This window comes from Clostridium sp. ZBS15 (genome assembly GCF_023845705.1).
GTDB classification, from domain to species: Bacteria; Bacillota; Clostridia; order Clostridiales; family Clostridiaceae; genus Clostridium; species Clostridium aquiflavi.
This window is the reverse complement of record NZ_JAMQHY010000061.1, coordinates 1-19,610: the sequence shown is the minus strand read 5'-3', so window position 1 is coordinate 19,610 and position 19,610 is coordinate 1. Positions and strand designations below refer to the sequence as shown.

The following is a 19,610-nucleotide window of genomic DNA, read 5'->3' as shown; positions in this document are numbered from 1 at the left end:
TTTTAGTGAATATATTATAAATAAAAGAAAATGAATATTATTTTACTTTTTAGTAAAACTATACTTGGAGGTGTTCTTATGGTAAATCTAAGTATGAAAGAAAGAATGTTGTTGCAAGATGAAAAAAGTCATGAAGAATTATGTGTTGAAAAATACAATAGATATTCTGATAAAGCTTGCGATGTAGAATTAAAAAATTTATTTTCAACATTAGCTCAAAAGGAACAACAACATTTAGACACTATTAATCAAATGTTAAGTGGAAGTGTTCCAAGTGTAAATCAAGGTCAACAATCTAATCAAAATCAAACTGCTAACCAAAATCAAACTTCTATGCAAAACATGAATATGAATAATGCTACTAATTCTCAATTAACTCAAAATGATATTAGTAATGATAAATTGTTATGTCAAGATTCATTATCTACTGAAAAATATGTATCTTCTACCTATAATACAACTATATTTGAATTTAAAGATAAAAATATGAGGCAAGTGTTAAATCATATTCAAAAAGAAGAACAAGAACATGGTGAACAACTATACAATTATATGAGTCAACATGGAATGTACAACTAATTAAACTAAGGCATAAATAAAATCACAAAAATGGATTCAAGTAATCTGAATCCATTTTTTATTTAAAACCTAATTAATATTCTAAAATAATTTCTTTATTCTAATCTAGATTTCTACTTCAATTATGCTGTTTTGTTCATGTTCAATTTCTTTTAAAGCTTCAATACATATAATATAATACTTATGTTCATATTTCTCTTTATTAAGCATTACTTTTGTATGTATGTTTGAAAAAGACTTTACTACTATAATAATAAATGCAAGCAATATAGCTAATGTCATAATTGGTCTGTTAGAATATTGTGTGGAAATTCCTGCTAAAAAAGCAACTACAGCTATCATAAATATATTTAAGTAATATTTTTCTGAATATGCCCTACAAGATATAAATCTCTCATTTAAATATGCCTTTTCTAAATCTATGTCCAAATTTTTATTTTTTAAATAATCATTCTTTACTCTTTCATACATTTGTCTAATATCTTTATCACTGTCTTTGTATTTAACATAATCTAAATGTATATTACCAAATTGTCTATTTCCAATTGCATGTTTTCCTCTCATCTCTCCATCTCCTATATATAACACTTTTACTATATTATGTATTATTTTTGTAAAAAAATAAAGAGGTAAATATAGAAAATTAATTTCTATAAATACATCTAATTTCTACTCTCCATATTTTTTGCTATATTTGACCTCAACTTTTATATTAGGATACTTTTTACAAAATTGACTAATTACGTAATAACAGCTTGGGCATGGCTCTAATTTAGTATACAAAATAAGATTACCTTCGTCTTTCAAGGCTTTCTTCTCTATTTGTCTATGTATTTCTTCAAATATCTTTTTTTCACTATCATTAATTCTGTTATATCCTATTCCTAAATTACCAAGCTTATTAACTTTACTACTTTTAAAAGTTGCATTTTCTAATGGAGTTATCTTGCAATAGTTTTTTATATCATTACTTCCACTTATTGCTTTAAACTCCTTATTATCATATGTTGCTACAGCTATATTTATAGAATCCTGCAAAGCCTTACTTTGATTTATTTTAAAAGTTGATTTTTCTTTTTCATCAACTTCCATATATTTATGTATGTTCTTTATTAAACGTTGCATTCTTGGTATATTACTACTTAAATAATCATGATATTCTACAGAACCTTTCTTCGCTACAATGTGCTCATAATTTATTTTTTTAGGTATTTCTATAGATATTGTTTTAGTCTTAGACTCAACATTATACTTTTCTTTCACATTTTCATTTTTAATAAGAACCATTTTTTTTAATAATTCAATATCTTTTGCATAAAGATATTCCTTATTTATTTCTTTTTCTAAATTCTCTAATCTGATCTTACCTTCTATACTTATGATCCCAGATATATCATCTTTTATTTCTTCTATAGCCTTTATTATATCTTCAACATTATCTTGAAGACTAAATTCTCGTTCATATTCAATTCTATCTATGTTTAATTTCTTTATTGCACTTATTTTTTCACACAACCTATTATGCTCATTTTTAAATAATATCATCTTTTTTATATAATCAATTAAATCGCTAGTATCATAAACTTTATAAGTAATTTCAGGATTATTAATATATGTATGTAGAATCTCTATTACACTATTATCTACTTGAAAAATTTTCACAATATCCGCTTTAAATTTTTCTTCATCAAACTCATTTATTTCATATCCTTCTTTTTTCAATGCATCTTTAAATTCATCTAAATTATTTATCTTAATCCGATTTTTCTTTATCTTCTTTGATAAAGTATTTATTTGAATCTCTTCTTCAATACTTCGAGTATTGCCTCTTAAAGAATTAAAAGCTTTCTTTTCCTGCACAATAACTCCTCCCAATTAACGTTTTTTAGTACATATTTCTTATCTTATGAATAAGATTTCAGAGAATATACCAAATTATATTATACATTTTATTTTATAGTATGCAATTACAACTGATGTACTTAACCATATCATGTTCGATTTTATGTTTTCACCCTACTGTATACTTAGTTATTTATTACATAAAAACACTCTCCTTTCAAAGTTATAGATTTTTAATCTTCCACTTTAAGGAGAGCATATGATTTTTTAATAATATGATCTTGGTATATATTATTTATAAATTAGGCTCTGTTTTAAATGTGTGTTGATATATGCAATAGGTAAANNATTTTAGCATTCCTAAGTTCAATTACTCCGCCCACTTTGCTTATGCATATATCAACCCCCTGCTAAAACAGAGCCATAAATTAAAATCAATCAATTTAACTTAAATTTTAAAAATAATCTGAAAAATATGGTGACTGCTGCTCTATTGCATCTTCCAACATATCTACAGTCTTAGAACTACACACAATACGTCCAATTCTATGCAGATAATCTGGGCGTTTATATCCTAATAACATAGTTGTCATAGTTTGAATATCGATTCTATCTGTAGTTTTTTCTACTGAATGAACTACCTTACCTTTTCCATCATTTGAAATTTTCAATGTAAATGTTCCTTGATTCCAAGCAAGTAATGGATCACTAAGTGTAAATGTCCATTCACGCTCTATAGTATCAGCCTTAAAAGGATATTCTTCAATAAAATGTTCAAAATCAACAATTCTAGCCATAAAATATGGTGAAATAATTTCTTTTATATCAGCATCCTCCAATAAAAATGCTAATGGCTCATCTGTAAATGTATTTCCTACGACCTTTGAAATCATAGAAAAATGAGCACTTACAAAGTTCCATAATCCTATTCTTGCATCTTCATTAACAAATATCATATCTTTAATATGAAAAACATCATCAGCTATCCAATATATTACATATCCATCTGGTTTATCATCTTCATTGTAATATACTGCAGCCATTATATCATCTGTATCCCACAACCAATATTCATTCCAAGCCAGACTATCTCTCAATAGCGCACCGTGTGTCAAATAAGCAAATCTATTATAAGCTTCTTTCACTTGGTCACTATCTATATGAACACGTCTCACATCTCCAGCTACTTGCCGATTTTTTGGCAACTGATAATCATTAATTTCATATGTGATTTTATCAGATATTATTTCCCATCCCTTCCTTCGATAATAAGGAATAGAATATGGGTATAAATAAGATATAAATTGTTTACGTTCTTTCATATTGTATAATGATTGATACAATAGTTTATGCATTAGCCCTTGATTTGAGTACTCCGGATAAGTTCCAACACCAGTAAGACCACCCATATCATATGTGCAATTAAAAATACGAACTTTCATAGGATAAACAGCCACCTGTGAAATTAGATTATCTCCATCAAACCACCCTAATACATCTGCCTGTTTCAATGTTGGTGATTTAGCACGAATAATTTCTTTATCTTGCCAACCAATTTGATTCAGTTCGTGTTCAGTGACTTGAAAAACATATCTTAATAACTGGTTATATTGCTCAAGATGTTCTATTCCAATACTTTTTAACTTTAATTGTTTTTTATTCATATAATATTACTCCTTTAACCAAATTCCGTTTATCTTACTATTGATTATAACATATCTATGAATATCAAATTATTAAAAATCCCAAAAGCACATTATTTAACTCATATTCTTTATATTATTTGAAAGTTTTATTATTTTTGTAAATTTAAACTCTTATTTGATAATTTTTTAGTGTTTGATTGCACATCTTTTTGTATTTCATCCTTTTCTATATCTTCATTAGATACAGGTAATTTTCTTGCCAAAATCACTGCAAAAATAGGCATTACTATTAAAGTACATAGTGCTGTGTGTATACCATAGTTATCCGAAACCCATCCAAGTATCGGTGATACAACACCACCCATGGTAACTCCTAATCCCATTGTTACCCCTGAAGCTAGTCCAACATGATTAGGCAAATACTTTTGTCCAAGTGCTATCATTGGGCTATATGGCATATATAAGAAAAATCCTAATGGAATCAATATTATAGTAACTATTATTGGATTTTTTACACTTAGAAAAGCTATTAATAGTGGTAATAAACAAGAATAACCCATTATTATCACCTTTTTATTTCCAGCCTTATCAGCAAGTTTTCCTGAAAATAATGTTCCAACTGCTCCAACAACAATTAATGTAGATAATGCTATACTTCCATGTACTTCTGATTGATTTAATACATGTACAAAATAAAGTGCTAAGAATGTATTAAGTCCAAAAAATACTGTGGATCTGCAAAGAAGTGTAAGTGTTAATCTTCCAAAAGCACCCCACTGATCAACTTTTACTACTTCTTCATTTCTTATACAATTACCTTCATTAACTAATTCATTTTCATTTTTAGAAAAATATCTTGATTCGTATAAAAGTATTAGTCCCATTATTATTGCAGGAATACACAATATTATAGTTCCCTTTAAGCCCCAGATTGATAAAATTACTGTTGTTATTATTGGCCCTACTGCAAAACCAATATTTCCACCTGCTGCAAATTGACTCACTGCAGTTGTTTTATTTTCACCTGAAAATTTATTTGTAAGCCTAGCACCTTCTGGATGATATAATGCTATTCCTACTCCACTTAAAGCTACTAAAGCAAATATCATATTATAACTACTTGTAACTCCTGATACTCCAATTCCTATACCACCTAGCAGTACACCTGTTCCAAGTGCCCAAGGAAGCGAAATTTTATCTGCATAAATTCCAAATAGAGGTTGTATTATTGATGAGCTTGCATTGGCTGCAAAAATTAAGAATGCTGCTGCTGCATAACTTAAGTTTTTCTCTGATATAAGAAATGGTAACATTGCTGGTAATGCTCCTTGATAAATGTCTGTTACTAAATGTCCAGCTGCAAATAGTCTTATAAATTTTTTGTTCATATTAAACCTTCTTTTCATGTAAGTTTATATTTTTAAGTAATTTTGTATTATTTATCTTTACTTGTAAAAATATAATTTATTCCTTATTATTATATCAAGAGAAAATCTATATTTAAAATACATATTAGGAATAGATCTATACTTAAAAGATATGAATAGATAGGTGAATGATGATGGATATAAGACAGCTTAGATATTTTTTAACCATAGCTGAAGAAGGTCATATAACTGCAGCAGCTAAAAAACTTAATATTTCTCAACCCCCTTTAAGCAAACAGCTTAAATTACTAGAAGAAGAACTTGGAGTAACATTGTTCAATAGAACGAGTAGAAGTTTAGAATTAACAGATGCTGGTATTTTGCTTCAAAATAAATCTTCACAACTCCTTGAGTTGTATAAATCAACGGTTAATGAAATAAAGAATTTTAATGATGGAATAGAAGGAACACTAGGTATAGGAACAGTTTGTTCTTCAGGGATTAATATTTTGCCACAAAAAATAAAGGAATTTTGTAAACAACATCCTAAAATAGATTATGAAATATATGAGGGCAATAGTTTTAAAATAATGGAACTATTAAATAATGGACTAATTGATGTTGGATTTGTGAGAGAATCATTTAATCTATCACTATATAATTCATTTGTAATTAAAGATAATCTTGAAAATAACTTAAATGACTATTTTGTTACAATTGCAAAATCTAAATTCTATGATTCCATAGAAAGTAACACTATTCTCATTAAAGAATTAAAAGATAAGCCATTAATAATTAATCGAAGATACGATGATGTTATAAAAAGTGCTTGTAATAAAGCAGGCTTTGAACCACAGATAATATGTAAAAATGATGATATTATTACATCTTTAAGTTGGGCCGAAGCTGGAATTGGAATTTCTATTTTACCACTTACAGCTTCTAATATCTTACCAAATGTTAATCTAAAAATAAAAAAGATAATAGAACCATCAATTGAGTCATATTTAAGATTAATATGGACTAAAAATAAACCTCTATCAAATATTTCACGTAATTTTATAGAAATGTTTGATAAAAATATTTTTAATTAATCTGGTAAATAACCTTATTCATACAAACAATAAATTTTAGTATATAATACTAAAATCTTAAAGAAAAATTGAATTTATATAATATTTTTAAGTACATCTCATGTTAAGGTTAATCCATATTGGAAAATCAATATAACTTAACAGTAAAGCATTTAAATACATCTCATGTTAAGGTTAATTAGTTAATCATTGGTACGGTGTAAATCAAGTTATCTCATTTAAATACATCTCATGTTAAGGTTAATCTTATGTGTTCAATGTAAGGATCATTAAAACTATCCAATTTAAATACATCTCATGTTAAGGTTAATCCAGGTGATAAGAATAATCCACCAGTAAGCATAGAATTTAAATACATCTCATGTTAAGGTTAATCAGAGTTTATTATGTACTTCTTTGCTTATAGTTACATTTAAATACATCTCATGTTAAGGTTAATCAAATCTTCTTTATTAGAAGATGGTCCACCAGATGATTATTTAAATACATCTCATGTTAAGGTTAATCTCTATCATTAAATCACTATCACTTCCACCAGAAACATTTAAATACATCTCATGTTAAGGTTAATCTCATCAATCCTAAAGATGACATTAAAAATTTAAATCATTTAAATACATCTCATGTTAAGGTTAATCGGTTATCCTAGTAAGCTTACAGATGGGACTAAAATATTTAAATACATCTCATGTTAAGGTTAATCATACTAGCCATTATAATCCTTTTGTATCTTATAAATTTAAATACATCTCATTTTAAGGTTAATCACAAAATAAGTTGAAAACTAATGAAAGAAATAAGAATTTAAATACATCTCATGTTAAGGTTAATCGCTCCCCGTGATGTGTTTATAGTTCCAGGTGCACCAATTTAAATACATCTCATGTTAAGGTTAATCGATATATCTATATGGTCAATTTCCTTAGCATTAATTATTTAAATACATCTCATGTTAAGGTTAATCAGAAATTTCATCTGATAATTGAGTTATTTTTGTTTCATTTAAATACATCTCATGTTAAGGTTAATCAAATTGATACATTGGATCTAACTTAAACATTTTTAAATTTAAATACATCTCATGTTAAGGTTAATCAGTAAAGATATACAGTTAAAAGAACAGTTTGACTTATTTAAATACATCTCATGTTAAGGTTAATCGCGTTGGCTCGTTGAGTACATGTATAGTTGAGCGTATTTAAATACATCTCATGTTAAGGTTAATCAATGAGTAAAGAAATTTTAAAAATAACTAGAGAGAAATTTAAATACATCTCATGTTAAGGTTAATCCAGTAGGGTTTTATCCTCCTAATTAATTTTAATGATTTAAATACATCTCATGTTAAGGTTAATCCTAAAGTTGCCATAAACATTTGATATTTAATGTCGATTTAAATACATCTCATGTTAAGGTTAATCATATAATTGACTATATAGTAGTCATTTTGGGTATGATTTAAATACATCTCATGTTAAGGTTAATCAGTTCGCACCAGTAAAATGTCCAAATTACAAGTTATATTTAAATACATCTCATGTTAAGGTTAATCAAATGAAGAAAGATCCTAAAAGAGGAACTTATAAAAATTTAAATACATCTCATGTTAAGGTTAATCTGTCACCAGTTAATATTCCAGAACCTTCATATATACATTTAAATACATCTCATGTTAAGGTTAATCTTTTTTCTAAAAATTTAAATTTAGGGGGTAGGTTTAATTTAAATACATCTCATGTTAAGGTTAATCAGTATGGTTCATATCGCTGTCAGCTCTATCTAAATAATTTAAATACATCTCATGTTAAGGTTAATCAATATCTTTGCCTATTAACCAACCTTCACTATCAAATTTAAATACATCTCATGTTAAGGTTAATCCTACAGATTCAATTCCCTTTGACCAATCTTCATTTTCATTTAAATACATCTCATGTTAAGGTTAATCCAATGGATTCTAATGATGATATATCTAAAGCTAAAAAATTTAAATACATCTCATGTTAAGGTTAATCAGAACAAATTTCTGATGGAAATTATACTCCACCAGGATTTAAATACATCTCATGTTAAGGTTAATCTGTATTATTGGTATTGTTTTTAGTTACACTTCCATTATTTAAATACATCTCATGTTAAGGTTAATCACTACAACTCTATATAATTCAGCTATATTAATGTTATTTAAATACATCTCATGTTAAGGTTAATCAGTTGTTTATAGTTGTTACTATTGGTGTAAAGGTATATTTAAATACATCTCATGTTAAGGTTAATCTATCAGTTATTAATTTATACATAATTCACCTCTTATATTTAAATACATCTCATGTTAAGGTTAATCTAGTTGGTATGGAAAACTTAGTGATACCATATCAGTATTTAAATACATCTCATGTTAAGGTTAATCCCAATCAAATTTAAGTCAAATTTTAAATGTTGAAGCATTTAAATACATCTCATGTTAAGGTTAATCAGTTAATAAATTTGTAGTATAATATACAATAAGAAAATTTAAATACATCTCATGTTAAGGTTAATTACTTGCAAAAAAATTATTAGATAAAGAAAGCTTAAGATTTAAATACATCTCATGTTAAGGTTAATCTAGTTTTATTACTTCCTTTTGGTTCTATTTTAAATTATTTAAATACATCTCATGTTAAGGTTAATCCCGTTCTCATAAGCATCAGCATAAGGTGCTTGATTATTTAAATACATCTCATGTTAAGGTTAATCGTAGTTATTTTTGCAGATGGAGATAAACGTAATTTATTTAAATACATCTCATGTTAAGGTTAATCCTATCAAATATTGATTATGAGTTACGCGAAAAATTATTTAAATACATCTCATGTTAAGGTTAATCCACGCATTTTAGTGTACATTTTAGCTTGCAATGCTTATTTAAATACATCTCATGTTAAGGTTAATCCCGTCCTATATAATTTTTTCTTCAATATTTAAAAGATTTAAATACATCTCATGTTAAGGTTAATCAATAAGTCTATGGATAGTTTACAACGTGCTTAAAATATTTAAATACATCTCATGTTAAGGTTAATCAAAAGTACCAAACAACTTTAAGGAAGAATATAATTAATTTAAATACATCTCATGTTAAGGTTAATCAAAGCTATTTGAAGAAGATTTTAAAAAGTCAGTTCCATTTAAATACATCTCATGTTAAGGTTAATCATAAATAAAAAAGTCGATATAATACATTACATTAAATTTAAATACATCTCATCTTAAGGTTAATCAAAAGCAATTTTAATTCATAAGGCAATCCTTTTCTTATTTAAATACATCTCATGTTAAGGTTAATCTCCTTTATATAACGGTGTATTGCATCTATTACAAGCATTTAAATACATCTCATGTTAAGGTTAATCAGGCTTTCTTAAAGATTGTACAAGTTGTGTTATAGAATTTAAATACATCTCATGTTAAGGTTAATCAAGGCAAAGACAATACGAGAAAACAGGTTGTAATGATTTAAATACATCTCATGTTAAGGTTAATCCCTTAATAGTAGCAAATAAGCCATTTGTATATTCATTTAAATACATCTCATGTTAAGGTTAATCGAAACAAGACTTAAAAAGTGGTTAAGCTTAAAGAAATTTAAATACATCTCATGTTAAGGTTAATCAAGAAGAAAACAGATTAAAAGTAAATTTATTTTTATTTAAATACATCTCATGTTAAGGTTAATCCTATAGGCTTCCATTGTAATTTAACTTGCTTTGGTTATTTAAATACATCTCATGTTAAGGTTAATCCCATACCTAACCTTTCATAACTATCAGCTAAAATATTTAAATACATCTCATGTTAAGGTTAATCGAGTATTTTGAATTAAAACACAAAGAGGAAATTGTATTTAAATACATCTCATGTTAAGGTTAATCAAAAATTCTATTAAAAAGATGGGATGAACTATTAATATTTAAATACATCTCATGTTAAGGTTAATCAATACAAAATAACCATCCTGATTTATAACTGGATATTTAAATACATCTCATGTTAAGGTTAATCGTTAATTTAAATTGTGTTCCAAATGGATATACATTATTTAAATACATCTCATGTTAAGGTTAATCAGGTATATTTCCATTAAATAATAAAAGTATAACTAAATTTAAATACATCTCATGTTAAGGTTAATCTTTCAACTTCTATAGAATTGTATAAATCTACATCATTTAAATACATCTCATGTTAAGGTTAATCCTATTTGTTAATATTTTAATCTTAAATTAACTAAAATTTAAATACATCTCATGTTAAGGTTAATCTTGCATGTAAAGATGTAAGAGAAAGAGCTTTGGTATTTAAATACATCTCATGTTAAGGTTAATCGAGAATACAGATACTAATACTCTTAAGCAAGAGATATTTAAATACATCTCATGTTAAGGTTAATCAAGCAGCAGCTTTTGTTATTAATAAATTAATAGAATTTAAATACATCTCATGTTAAGGTTAATCATGAGAGAAAGTTTAAGAATTCCTTTAGAGAGATAAATTTAAATACATCTCATGTTAAGGTTAATCAATAAATTAATTAAATAAAAAGGAGGTGTAGAAATAATTTAAATACATCTCATGTTAAGGTTAATCTATCACCTAAGAATTTTTTCAAGTCCTTAGAATACATTTAAATACATCTCATGTTAAGGTTAATCGCAGAAAAGTTTGATGTAGTTGAAAACATAGAAACATTTAAATACATCTCATGTTAAGGTTAATCTTATGTTCATCACTTTTTTTATTTGTCTTATAATTATTTAAATACATCTCATGTTAAGGTTAATCAAGCCACCTATGATTTCCTGTTCTAATGTTACTTGTATTTAAATACATCTCATGTTAAGGTTAATCAATAGGGGTTAGCAGCTATATTAAACAAGTTATGTAATTTAAATACATCTCATGTTAAGGTTAATCGCTTTCATATCAATAAATGCTTTATATATTGCTTTAATTTAAATACATCTCATGTTAAGGTTAATCAATATTAACAATGTAGCATGAGTATGCCTAAGACCAATTTAAATACATCTCATGTTAAGGTTAATCAGGTTACACTTATGCTAAGAAATGCTAAGATTATTTATTTAAATACATCTCATGTTAAGGTTAATCTTTTATGAGAGAATTACTTTCTCTTTCTTTGCTTATTTAAATACATCTCATGTTAAGGTTAATCTGCTTTAACTAAGTTTGCATTATTACAACCAATAGCATTTAAATACATCTCATGTTAAGGTTAATCTTGATACCATTATAGGTTCTTATGTATTACAAGAATTTAAATACATCTCATGTTAAGGTTAATCAATTATAACTGATGGTAAGATCGTAGCAGCTGATATATTTAAATACATCTCATGTTAAGGTTAATCTTATATATTCAGCATCCCATTTCCAAAAAAATTCATCATTTAAATACATCTCATGTTAAGGTTAATCTAGGGTGAGTAATATAGAAAACTCCCTTTCCAGCATATTTAAATACATCTCATGTTAAGGTTAATCGCTTAGTAATAATATACGAGGAAGTATTATCGTTACATTTAAATACATCTCATGTTAAGGTTAATCTAATCATATTTCAGAATTTAAAGAGCTTGAAGATTATTTAAATACATCTCATGTTAAGGTTAATCGCTTCACAAGTTTCACTTAATCCACCATTTACTTGTATTTAAATACATCTCATGTTAAGGTTAATCGTTGCAGCTATATTTCCTAAATAAGACTTCATTAATATTTAAATACATCTCATGTTAAGGTTAATCGATTATATAGAAGTAGATCATGTAAAAGACTATGTATTTAAATACATCTCATGTTAAGGTTAATCTATGACGTACCTGCTGTTTTACTATCTATATTTATTATTTAAATACATCTCATGTTAAGGTTAATCACAATATCTGCTGCTGGATTTGTCCATTTATCATTATTTAAATACATCTCATGTTAAGGTTAATCTTTTTCAGGAAAAGATAAGGATATTGATTTTGACATATTTAAATACATCTCATGTTAAGGTTAATCATAATCACTAGCTTTTCCAAATACAACCTTACCTCTATTTAAATACATCTCATGTTAAGGTTAATCCATATAAATATCCGTCACCAGCATAAATTGCTATAATTTAAATACATCTCATGTTAAGGTTAATCAAAAAAAGAAGAAAATAATAAAGGCTATAAACTTAAATTTAAATACATCTCATGTTAAGGTTAATCAGATAAGCCTTCTATATATATTAAAGGAATAAATAAATTTAAATACATCTCATGTTAAGGTTAATCCATTGAAAATAAGCCATTCTTAAAATGTTACTATTCCTGTAATACAGTAATAGTAACACATTACAAAAATTTTACCAAATGATTTTAAAATATTAACTAAATTGTTTTAAAACTTCACTTATCCCTGTACTCATATAGTCTTACAGTAGTTGAATTAGTATAATCACCTGGTAAAATATATATTATTTTTATACTTAAATGTAATTTTCATGAACTAAGTTTGACTAATTACTCCTATTTCAAAATTATATTTTCTATCAACAACATCATAATAGATTCCTTTTTTATAATCCTTTTTTATACATATATCTTTATCATCATAAACCCTTTTAAGCGAAATAGTATTATTGTAGGTTGTATTTCCATTATTGTAGTCCTCTAACAAGATATAATCTTGCTTATAATCATCTATATCCCTTAAATCATATATATCATCACTTTTGCTTATTCCATAAAGTTGTTTTAAATTTTTATCAAATTTCTCATATCCCTCTTTAAATTTTCTATTTATTATATCTAATGCCAATTTTTCATTAAATAATTTATCATAAACATTATTGGCCCATTTAGTGTATTGGCTTATGGAAAATATACCTTGTTCTATTATTTCATATGTTAAATCTAATATTTTAGGCAATGTATTGTATGGTACAATTTGTGTATATCTATAAATATATATTTTGCCTAGTTTATCTTTAATTTTGCTCCTATTTACTCTTCCAAATCTTTGTATTAATGAATCTATTGGTGCATTATCAGTAAATAAAATATCAAAATCTATATCTAAAGAAATTTCTACCACCTGAGTAGCTACTAAAATAAAAAGTTCTTTATTTTTTAATTTCTCATATATTAAATTTTCTTTTTCTACTCTATCTTTTTTCTTAAATTGTGAATTATATAAAACTATATTCTCTATACCTTTACTTTTTAAAACGATGTAAGTTTTTATTGAAGATTTAATAGTATTCCTAACTACTAATATGTTTTTTCCTTCACTAAAATTATCTACTATATTATTTAAATCGTTATCTAGACTATTTTCAATTTTATATATATAATTTGCTTTTTTATTAAACATATTTTTATCAGTTATAACATGTAAATTTTGTATTTCTAACTTTTCTTTTATCTTATTTGGAATGCATGCACTCATTAAGCAATATGCAACTTTATATTCACTGCAAATTTCTAAAAATCTTTTCATAAATCCCATGAGTTTAAAATCATATGAATGTATTTCATCTATTACTATTACAGAATTCAAAAAGTTAAGCATAGCTATATTATATCTTCCTATATTCAAAAAGTATTTAAATAAACTATCTACTGTACATACTGTCATTCCCTTGTTAAAAGTTGCATTAAATAAAATGTTACTTTTAAATAACTCATCAACTATACCATTTTCAGACTCATATTTTTTTTCTAAAAGTATTTTTGAAGCACTGTGTATTAGTCCTGTATTTTCTCCAAATACTTCACTAGATCTTTCATATATTTTATTGGATGTTGTTTGAGTTGGAAGCGTGTATATTATTCTACTATGGCAATTTTTTAAATTATTTATTGCCCAAAAATATCCCCCTTCTGTTTTTCCTTCTCCTGTTGGTATTTCTACCATCAGGCTTCCTTCATATTTAGAAAGTTCTTGTTGAAAATTTTTTAAATTAAATTTTTTAGTTTCATTTTTTTTAGCTAACTTAATTCTCACTTCTTCTTTTTCTGGTATTTTATCAAATTTAATTTTAGGAAGTGTCTCATTAAATTTTGCAGAAGCAATCCAGTCAGCTAAATTTATAATTCCAAGAACATATGAATAAAGCCATCTTAGAGCTAACATCTCTTTATTTTTTATACGTTCAATATAATAATAGATAACTTTTATTTCTTTTTGTAACTCTGATAAACCAAATTCTTTGTATTTTAAATTATAAATACATTTTTTATTCATATACTTCTCATACATTTCTTTATATTTATAAAAAAATACTTTAGCCTCTTTAAAAAATGTATGCTTAAATTCTTTACTATCTATATATTTAAATGTACTATATTTATTAAAAATTGAATGATGTGTCAATATGCAAAGCATCAACATATTAATTTCTGTTTCTTCACTAAATTCAAAATCTGTTACTTTAATGAATAGGCTACATGAATATAATGCATGATAACTTTTTTTATTATTTAAAATCCCATATTTAAACTCTTCTGTTGCTTTTCCTATATCATGAAAATAAGCTATTAAGAATATTAAATCCTTAATTTTATCTTTACTAAATCCACTTTCTTCTGAAATGATATTTAGTTGTTCATCATTAATTAATTTTAAAGCTTCAGCAATAACCATTGTTGTGTGTTCTTCTAAATTCTGAAACCTTTTTTTATTTGTTTTTGAATCTGTTATTAGTTTTGCAATTGTTCCTTTCATTTATAATTAATGGCCCCTCTTCCAAAATAAAAATATATGTTACAATATAACTTTTCATAAAACATTTTGATTCTATGAATGTTTATTCATGCAACATATATCATGCAACACATATAATGTAGCTTTAATAAAATACTATTTTGTTATGATCACACTCATAACTTTCAGTTTCTTTTAGTTCAACAAAACAATTAATATACTCAACTTGCTTATACTCATCTTTATTTTTTCTTACAGTTCTATAATTTTCATCAAACTTAACTTCGTATTTTAATGGAACAATATTAGCTGTGGGCATTTCCATGTTTTCTTGTATATTTTTTATTTTAACTTCATAATAATAACCTTTATCCATAAAAACTGAATTAATAAAATTAGATTTATTTATATTCAATTGCAGATTTTTTTCAATATCATAAATTTTTACTATTTCATCATCTAATCCAAGTGAAGGAATGCATTTAGGTTCTAAAAGAGCGTTATAAATTTTATTACTCAATTCATCATCTTTTATCTTAAGATATATTGTATATTTTGCTTTAAATAATTTATCTCTTCTTATTATGCTACGTCCATGCATTCCACTTTTATTTTCTAATGTTTTATATGACCATAAATCTTTTGCCTTGCCTTGTATTGAGTCTATTACTACTGAAAGCTGAATCTTTTCTTCATTTAATAATTCATAATAGTAAGCTTCTGATTTTCTCATTATATTTGTAATCATTCCTACTATTGTAGTTTTAGGTGGTGCTAAAAAAGTCTTATGGTATGTTCTAAAAAATGGTATTCTAAAGGAATTAAAAATGCCTTCAATCCTAAACCTTATAACATTCATTCTTAATCAATTCCCATCTTTATAAAATCAAATGCCTCAGTTATTGAACAAATTTTAATATCTGCACTTAAAAATCCTTCTTCAATTTCTTTTTCATTAGAAAATATGTTTCTGGAAATTCCAACTATAATTTTATCAATAACAGATTTATTGTCTCTAATTTCATCTATTATAGATTTAAAATCTAAAGAATTATATTTATCAACATAAATGCTGTTTAATAAAAATGGATTACCAGTCTTCTGTTTTGCAATAACAACAAATTTAGGCGAAATATCTTCTAAGTTTCTTGATTGCTTGGCTCCACCATTTAAAAATCTTATTGCATCTATGAGGGTATTAATTCTATTTATCTTTTCTTTTTCTGAAAGCATAGGTGTAATTTCATACGTATATTCATTCACTTCATTGCCTATATTTTTTAAATCGATAATTATATTTCCTCTCATATAATTTAATGTATCAATTTCTACCTGAACAATATTTCCACTTTTTTTAGATTCATCTTTTACATATTGCTTTCTTGTTAAATAATCATAATATCCCTTATATGGCTGTATTGAAACCATAGGTGAAACCTTAACTGGTGACCATCTTCTCCCTCCTTTAGGTAACATATATCCAAATAAATCAAGATCGCAAAACTCTTTATACATTAATTGTTTATCATCAAACTTCTCTTTCTTCTTATCATAAATTTTATCATTTAACTCTAGAAAATTAGGATTTCCCTCTTCATTTACTGCACTTATTCTTTCCCCAAGTTGTCTCAATGTTTCTTTTAAATATCTTCTTTGAGCCTGCCCTGATATATACGCATACTCTTCTCCCTGATTATCTATAATTTTCTTTATTGGAATTATGTTTCCTCCCATTCCCTCACTACCATTTAAGGAGGCTAAATTTACCTTTGATATATACGAAATATTATAAAACATGTTAATTACCTACTTTCTCTTTACTTATTTTATATGTTACTGACTTATATTTATCTATGGAATAAATAGCAATATAATCTCTCACAATTTCCCAATTTTCTGGTTTTCTTTCTAGTTCAACAAATATTTCATCCATTATTTGATTAAATTCATTTTTAAATCTTGCAACATCTTGCTTTTTCAATACTGCAAATTTAAAATCTCTAAAATAACTAATTAATTGTTTATGATTTTTTATATTTCTTAACTTAAATAGTAAATCTTTATCCTCTATAGTCCCACAAAATACCCCTATCTTTTCACCTATTTCCTTTGCTTTGCTGTGTAAACTCATTATTTCTCCACCTCTTCCAATTTCCTGTAAATATAAATTTTCAAATTCATAAAGCGTATTTCCAAGTCCAATTGTATTGTTTCTTAAAATTTTAAATGAAACTTCATAATATACATCTCTTAAATTTATAAATTTAAGTATATTTTCACAAAATCTTTTTATGTATAAATTAACTTTTTCTTTAGGTGCTTTTGACATTGTAATTGCAGTAATTAAATATGAAAAATATTTAAATAACGTAGAATCATTCTTAGTTTTTGTCTCTATTAATTTTTTTAAAAACATAATTACCTTGTATGATTTTGTATATTCTTCAAAAGTCGACTTCATATCTCCATCTTCTGTATACGTAACTAAATTCATTTTAGATATACTGTTATATAATTTTTTCTGCTGTTTTTGTATTTTATCTATATTTAAGAGTTCATATTCTGTTGCAATATTAAAAACATATGACTCTATATACATAAAAAATTTTAATTCAAATTCTACTATACTATTTGAAATATAGAAATTCTGATTTTGTATACCATCATTACTTAATTTTTTATAAACATCCACATTGGTAGGTATAGTTTTAAAATTGCCACCTTTTTTATCTTTAACCTTCAGTGGATTATCAGTTATATTTTTAAATAAATCTCTTTTTATTTCTAATAATGATAATAAATCAAATGAATTTACATATATGAAATATGATGAATTATAAAATCGTTTAACTTTTACTCCACACCAATAAATAAGTGCATCCCATTTATCTATATAATTATCTTTATTAATAAGCATATCTCTAAAACATTTACCACCGTCTTCAAATTGGTGTATTTTAGAATCAACTTTTAATTTATCTCCCTTAATTAAATAATCCATATAACGTTCAAAAGCTTCATCTCTTGTCATTATTAATGGTATTCTACATTTGCTATTAACTTTAAAGTCTGTTCCTTTTCTAAATAGTTTACTATCCTCTTTAATATTTGACTCACTTAGTGGATATTTTTCAGCAAATTTCATATAAATATTAAATAATTCTTCTGTTGTTTTTTCTAATTCTTTTAGAGTAATGTATTCATACAAGTTCTTTACATCATTCCCTGTTGACTTTCCCTTAATATCATATTTCTCACTATAAATAAAATTTTCATTATACTTATCCCAATATAATCTTTTATTTTGAGTTTGAAAAACTATTTCATTATTAGTAAGAAATCCTTTAAAAATTTCATTGTAATAATTATCAATCTGATTTTTAGGTATTTTTAAAGCTAATTTGCTATTTGTTAATTCATATTTAATTTCTTCTATATTAACTTCATCCAAATATAATTTTAAATTTACTAATCCATTGTTATAAAAAACATCTTTCTTATAGAATTCTTTTACTAATATATCCTCCTTCATATCCATAATCACCTCCTGTCAGTTATAGAATATCCAGCTCCCAATATGGAATTTTTTTCAGCAAGTCCTGCTCCTAATATAGTAAAAGCTAATTTTTGAGATTTTTCATCTTCATTTACTTTTATTTTAAATTTATTTCCTAATAATGTTTTTCCTTTATATCTATATGGTATTGGTTTATTATTTAATATCTTTAATTTTTCAATAAAATAGTCTTCAGTCTTCCCAATCTCTTCTCCAAAGAAAAACCTGTATTTTTTTTCAGCATTTGCATGAAGTCGTTTAACTAAAGTTAAAATATCCATACTATATAACCATGGTTTACTATCTACTGTTATAATAGCAGGTGTTACTGTTTTTAAAAAAGTTATTTGTTTCTTATCTATTTCTTTTATTTCTATTGAAATTATTTTTAAATCATTGCTTTCATAGTTATCTAAACAGCACTTAAGTTTACTAATAATATTTTCATCAAAACCTCTTATATTAAATATATAAATTCTATTTTCTTTATATATACCATCTTTTTCAATAGGAAAGAAATTATCAAAAACATATTTATATAGTTTTTCTTCATGGTATTCTTTTAATTTAGAATCTCTTAGCATTGCATAACTTATGTTTTTTCCAATAATCTCACTACTTTGTGTAAATTTTATGTTTGTTTTTAGCAAGGTGGTAAGCGTTAATTCAGTATACCTCATAGTTTCATCTCCTATTTATTTATAAAATATTTATATATTAACATTTCTTTTAAGTTACCTTTACATATTAATAACTTTAATACATCTCATGTTAATGT

At 25.4% G+C, this 19,610-nt stretch carries 11 protein-coding genes and 1 CRISPR repeat array; of the genes, 2 read left to right on the top strand and 9 right to left on the bottom strand.

Annotated elements, in window-relative coordinates:
* Nucleotides 1–78: 78 nt before the first annotated feature.
* A complete protein-coding gene (locus tag NG904_RS15630; RefSeq protein WP_252232581.1) occupies nucleotides 79–579 on the top strand; it encodes a spore coat protein in 501 nt (166 codons plus the stop codon).
* A 105-nt stretch (nucleotides 580–684) separates the two neighbouring features.
* On the opposite strand, the gene NG904_RS15625 is transcribed toward NG904_RS15630, so the two are convergent.
* From NG904_RS15625 to NG904_RS15610, 4 genes are all read right to left on the bottom strand, one after another.
* Nucleotides 685–1,143 carry a hypothetical protein gene (locus NG904_RS15625; protein WP_252232579.1) on the bottom strand — a complete coding sequence of 153 codons (459 nt, stop codon included), beginning with the start codon at nucleotides 1,141–1,143 and terminating at the stop codon, nucleotides 685–687.
* Between the two features lie 105 nt (nucleotides 1,144–1,248).
* Nucleotides 1,249–2,439, bottom strand: coding sequence for a deaminase domain-containing protein (locus NG904_RS15620; RefSeq protein WP_252232577.1), 1,191 nt, complete (start codon nucleotides 2,437–2,439; stop codon nucleotides 1,249–1,251).
* 437 nt (nucleotides 2,440–2,876) lie between these two features.
* Nucleotides 2,877–4,085 carry a GNAT family N-acetyltransferase gene (locus NG904_RS15615; RefSeq protein WP_252212203.1) on the bottom strand — a complete coding sequence of 403 codons (1,209 nt, stop codon included), beginning with the start codon at nucleotides 4,083–4,085 and terminating at the stop codon, nucleotides 2,877–2,879.
* Nucleotides 4,086–4,216: 131 nt separating this feature from the next.
* Nucleotides 4,217–5,455: an MFS transporter gene (locus tag NG904_RS15610; protein ID WP_252232575.1), complete on the bottom strand. Its 1,239-nt coding sequence runs from the start codon at nucleotides 5,453–5,455 to the stop codon at nucleotides 4,217–4,219.
* Between the two features lie 173 nt (nucleotides 5,456–5,628).
* Here NG904_RS15610 and NG904_RS15605 point away from each other — a divergent pair, with 173 nt between their 5' ends.
* A complete protein-coding gene (locus tag NG904_RS15605) occupies nucleotides 5,629–6,528 on the top strand; it encodes a LysR family transcriptional regulator (RefSeq protein WP_252232573.1) in 900 nt (299 codons plus the stop codon).
* 85 nt (nucleotides 6,529–6,613) lie between these two features.
* Nucleotides 6,614–12,863: a CRISPR direct-repeat array (repeat unit 30 nt; unit sequence ATTTAAATACATCTCATGTTAAGGTTAATC).
* Nucleotides 12,864–13,077: 214 nt separating this feature from the next.
* Here NG904_RS15605 and cas3 read toward each other — a convergent pair.
* From cas3 to NG904_RS15580, 5 genes are all read right to left on the bottom strand, one after another.
* Complete coding sequence (gene cas3 / locus NG904_RS15600; protein ID WP_252232572.1) at nucleotides 13,078–15,297, bottom strand: CRISPR-associated helicase Cas3'; 2,220 nt, start codon at nucleotides 15,295–15,297, stop codon at nucleotides 13,078–13,080.
* A gap of 124 nt (nucleotides 15,298–15,421) precedes the next feature.
* The gene (gene cas5 / locus NG904_RS15595; protein WP_252232570.1) at nucleotides 15,422–16,135 is read right to left on the bottom strand and encodes a CRISPR-associated protein Cas5; all 714 of its coding nucleotides are present in this window, start codon (nucleotides 16,133–16,135) and stop codon (nucleotides 15,422–15,424) included.
* Nucleotides 16,136–16,137: 2 nt separating this feature from the next.
* Nucleotides 16,138–17,073, bottom strand: a complete 936-nt coding sequence (gene cas7i, locus NG904_RS15590) for a type I-B CRISPR-associated protein Cas7/Cst2/DevR (RefSeq protein WP_252226532.1) — start codon at nucleotides 17,071–17,073, stop codon at nucleotides 16,138–16,140.
* A 1-nt stretch (nucleotide 17,074) separates the two neighbouring features.
* Nucleotides 17,075–18,814: a hypothetical protein gene (locus NG904_RS15585; protein ID WP_252232569.1), complete on the bottom strand. Its 1,740-nt coding sequence runs from the start codon at nucleotides 18,812–18,814 to the stop codon at nucleotides 17,075–17,077.
* A 2-nt stretch (nucleotides 18,815–18,816) separates the two neighbouring features.
* Complete coding sequence (locus tag NG904_RS15580; protein ID WP_252232567.1) at nucleotides 18,817–19,512, bottom strand: CRISPR-associated endoribonuclease Cas6; 696 nt, start codon at nucleotides 19,510–19,512, stop codon at nucleotides 18,817–18,819.
* Nucleotides 19,513–19,610 lie beyond the last annotated feature (98 nt).

Excerpts from the sequence above, each read along its gene's own strand:
- NG904_RS15630 (WP_252232581.1), top strand. The coding sequence starts at position 79 with ATGGTAAATCTAAGTATGAAAGAAAGAATGTTGTTGCAAGATGAAAAA.
- NG904_RS15625 (WP_252232579.1), bottom strand. The coding sequence starts at position 1,143 with ATGAGAGGAAAACATGCAATTGGAAATAGACAATTTGGTAATATACAT.
- NG904_RS15615 (WP_252212203.1), bottom strand. The coding sequence starts at position 4,085 with ATGAATAAAAAACAATTAAAGTTAAAAAGTATTGGAATAGAACATCTT.
- NG904_RS15610 (WP_252232575.1), bottom strand. The coding sequence starts at position 5,455 with ATGAACAAAAAATTTATAAGACTATTTGCAGCTGGACATTTAGTAACA.
- NG904_RS15605 (WP_252232573.1), top strand. The coding sequence starts at position 5,629 with ATGGATATAAGACAGCTTAGATATTTTTTAACCATAGCTGAAGAAGGT.
- cas3 (WP_252232572.1), bottom strand. The coding sequence starts at position 15,297 with ATGAAAGGAACAATTGCAAAACTAATAACAGATTCAAAAACAAATAAA.
- cas5 (WP_252232570.1), bottom strand. The coding sequence starts at position 16,135 with ATGAATGTTATAAGGTTTAGGATTGAAGGCATTTTTAATTCCTTTAGA.
- cas7i (WP_252226532.1), bottom strand. The coding sequence starts at position 17,073 with ATGTTTTATAATATTTCGTATATATCAAAGGTAAATTTAGCCTCCTTA.
- NG904_RS15585 (WP_252232569.1), bottom strand. The coding sequence starts at position 18,814 with ATGGATATGAAGGAGGATATATTAGTAAAAGAATTCTATAAGAAAGAT.
- NG904_RS15580 (WP_252232567.1), bottom strand. The coding sequence starts at position 19,512 with ATGAGGTATACTGAATTAACGCTTACCACCTTGCTAAAAACAAACATA.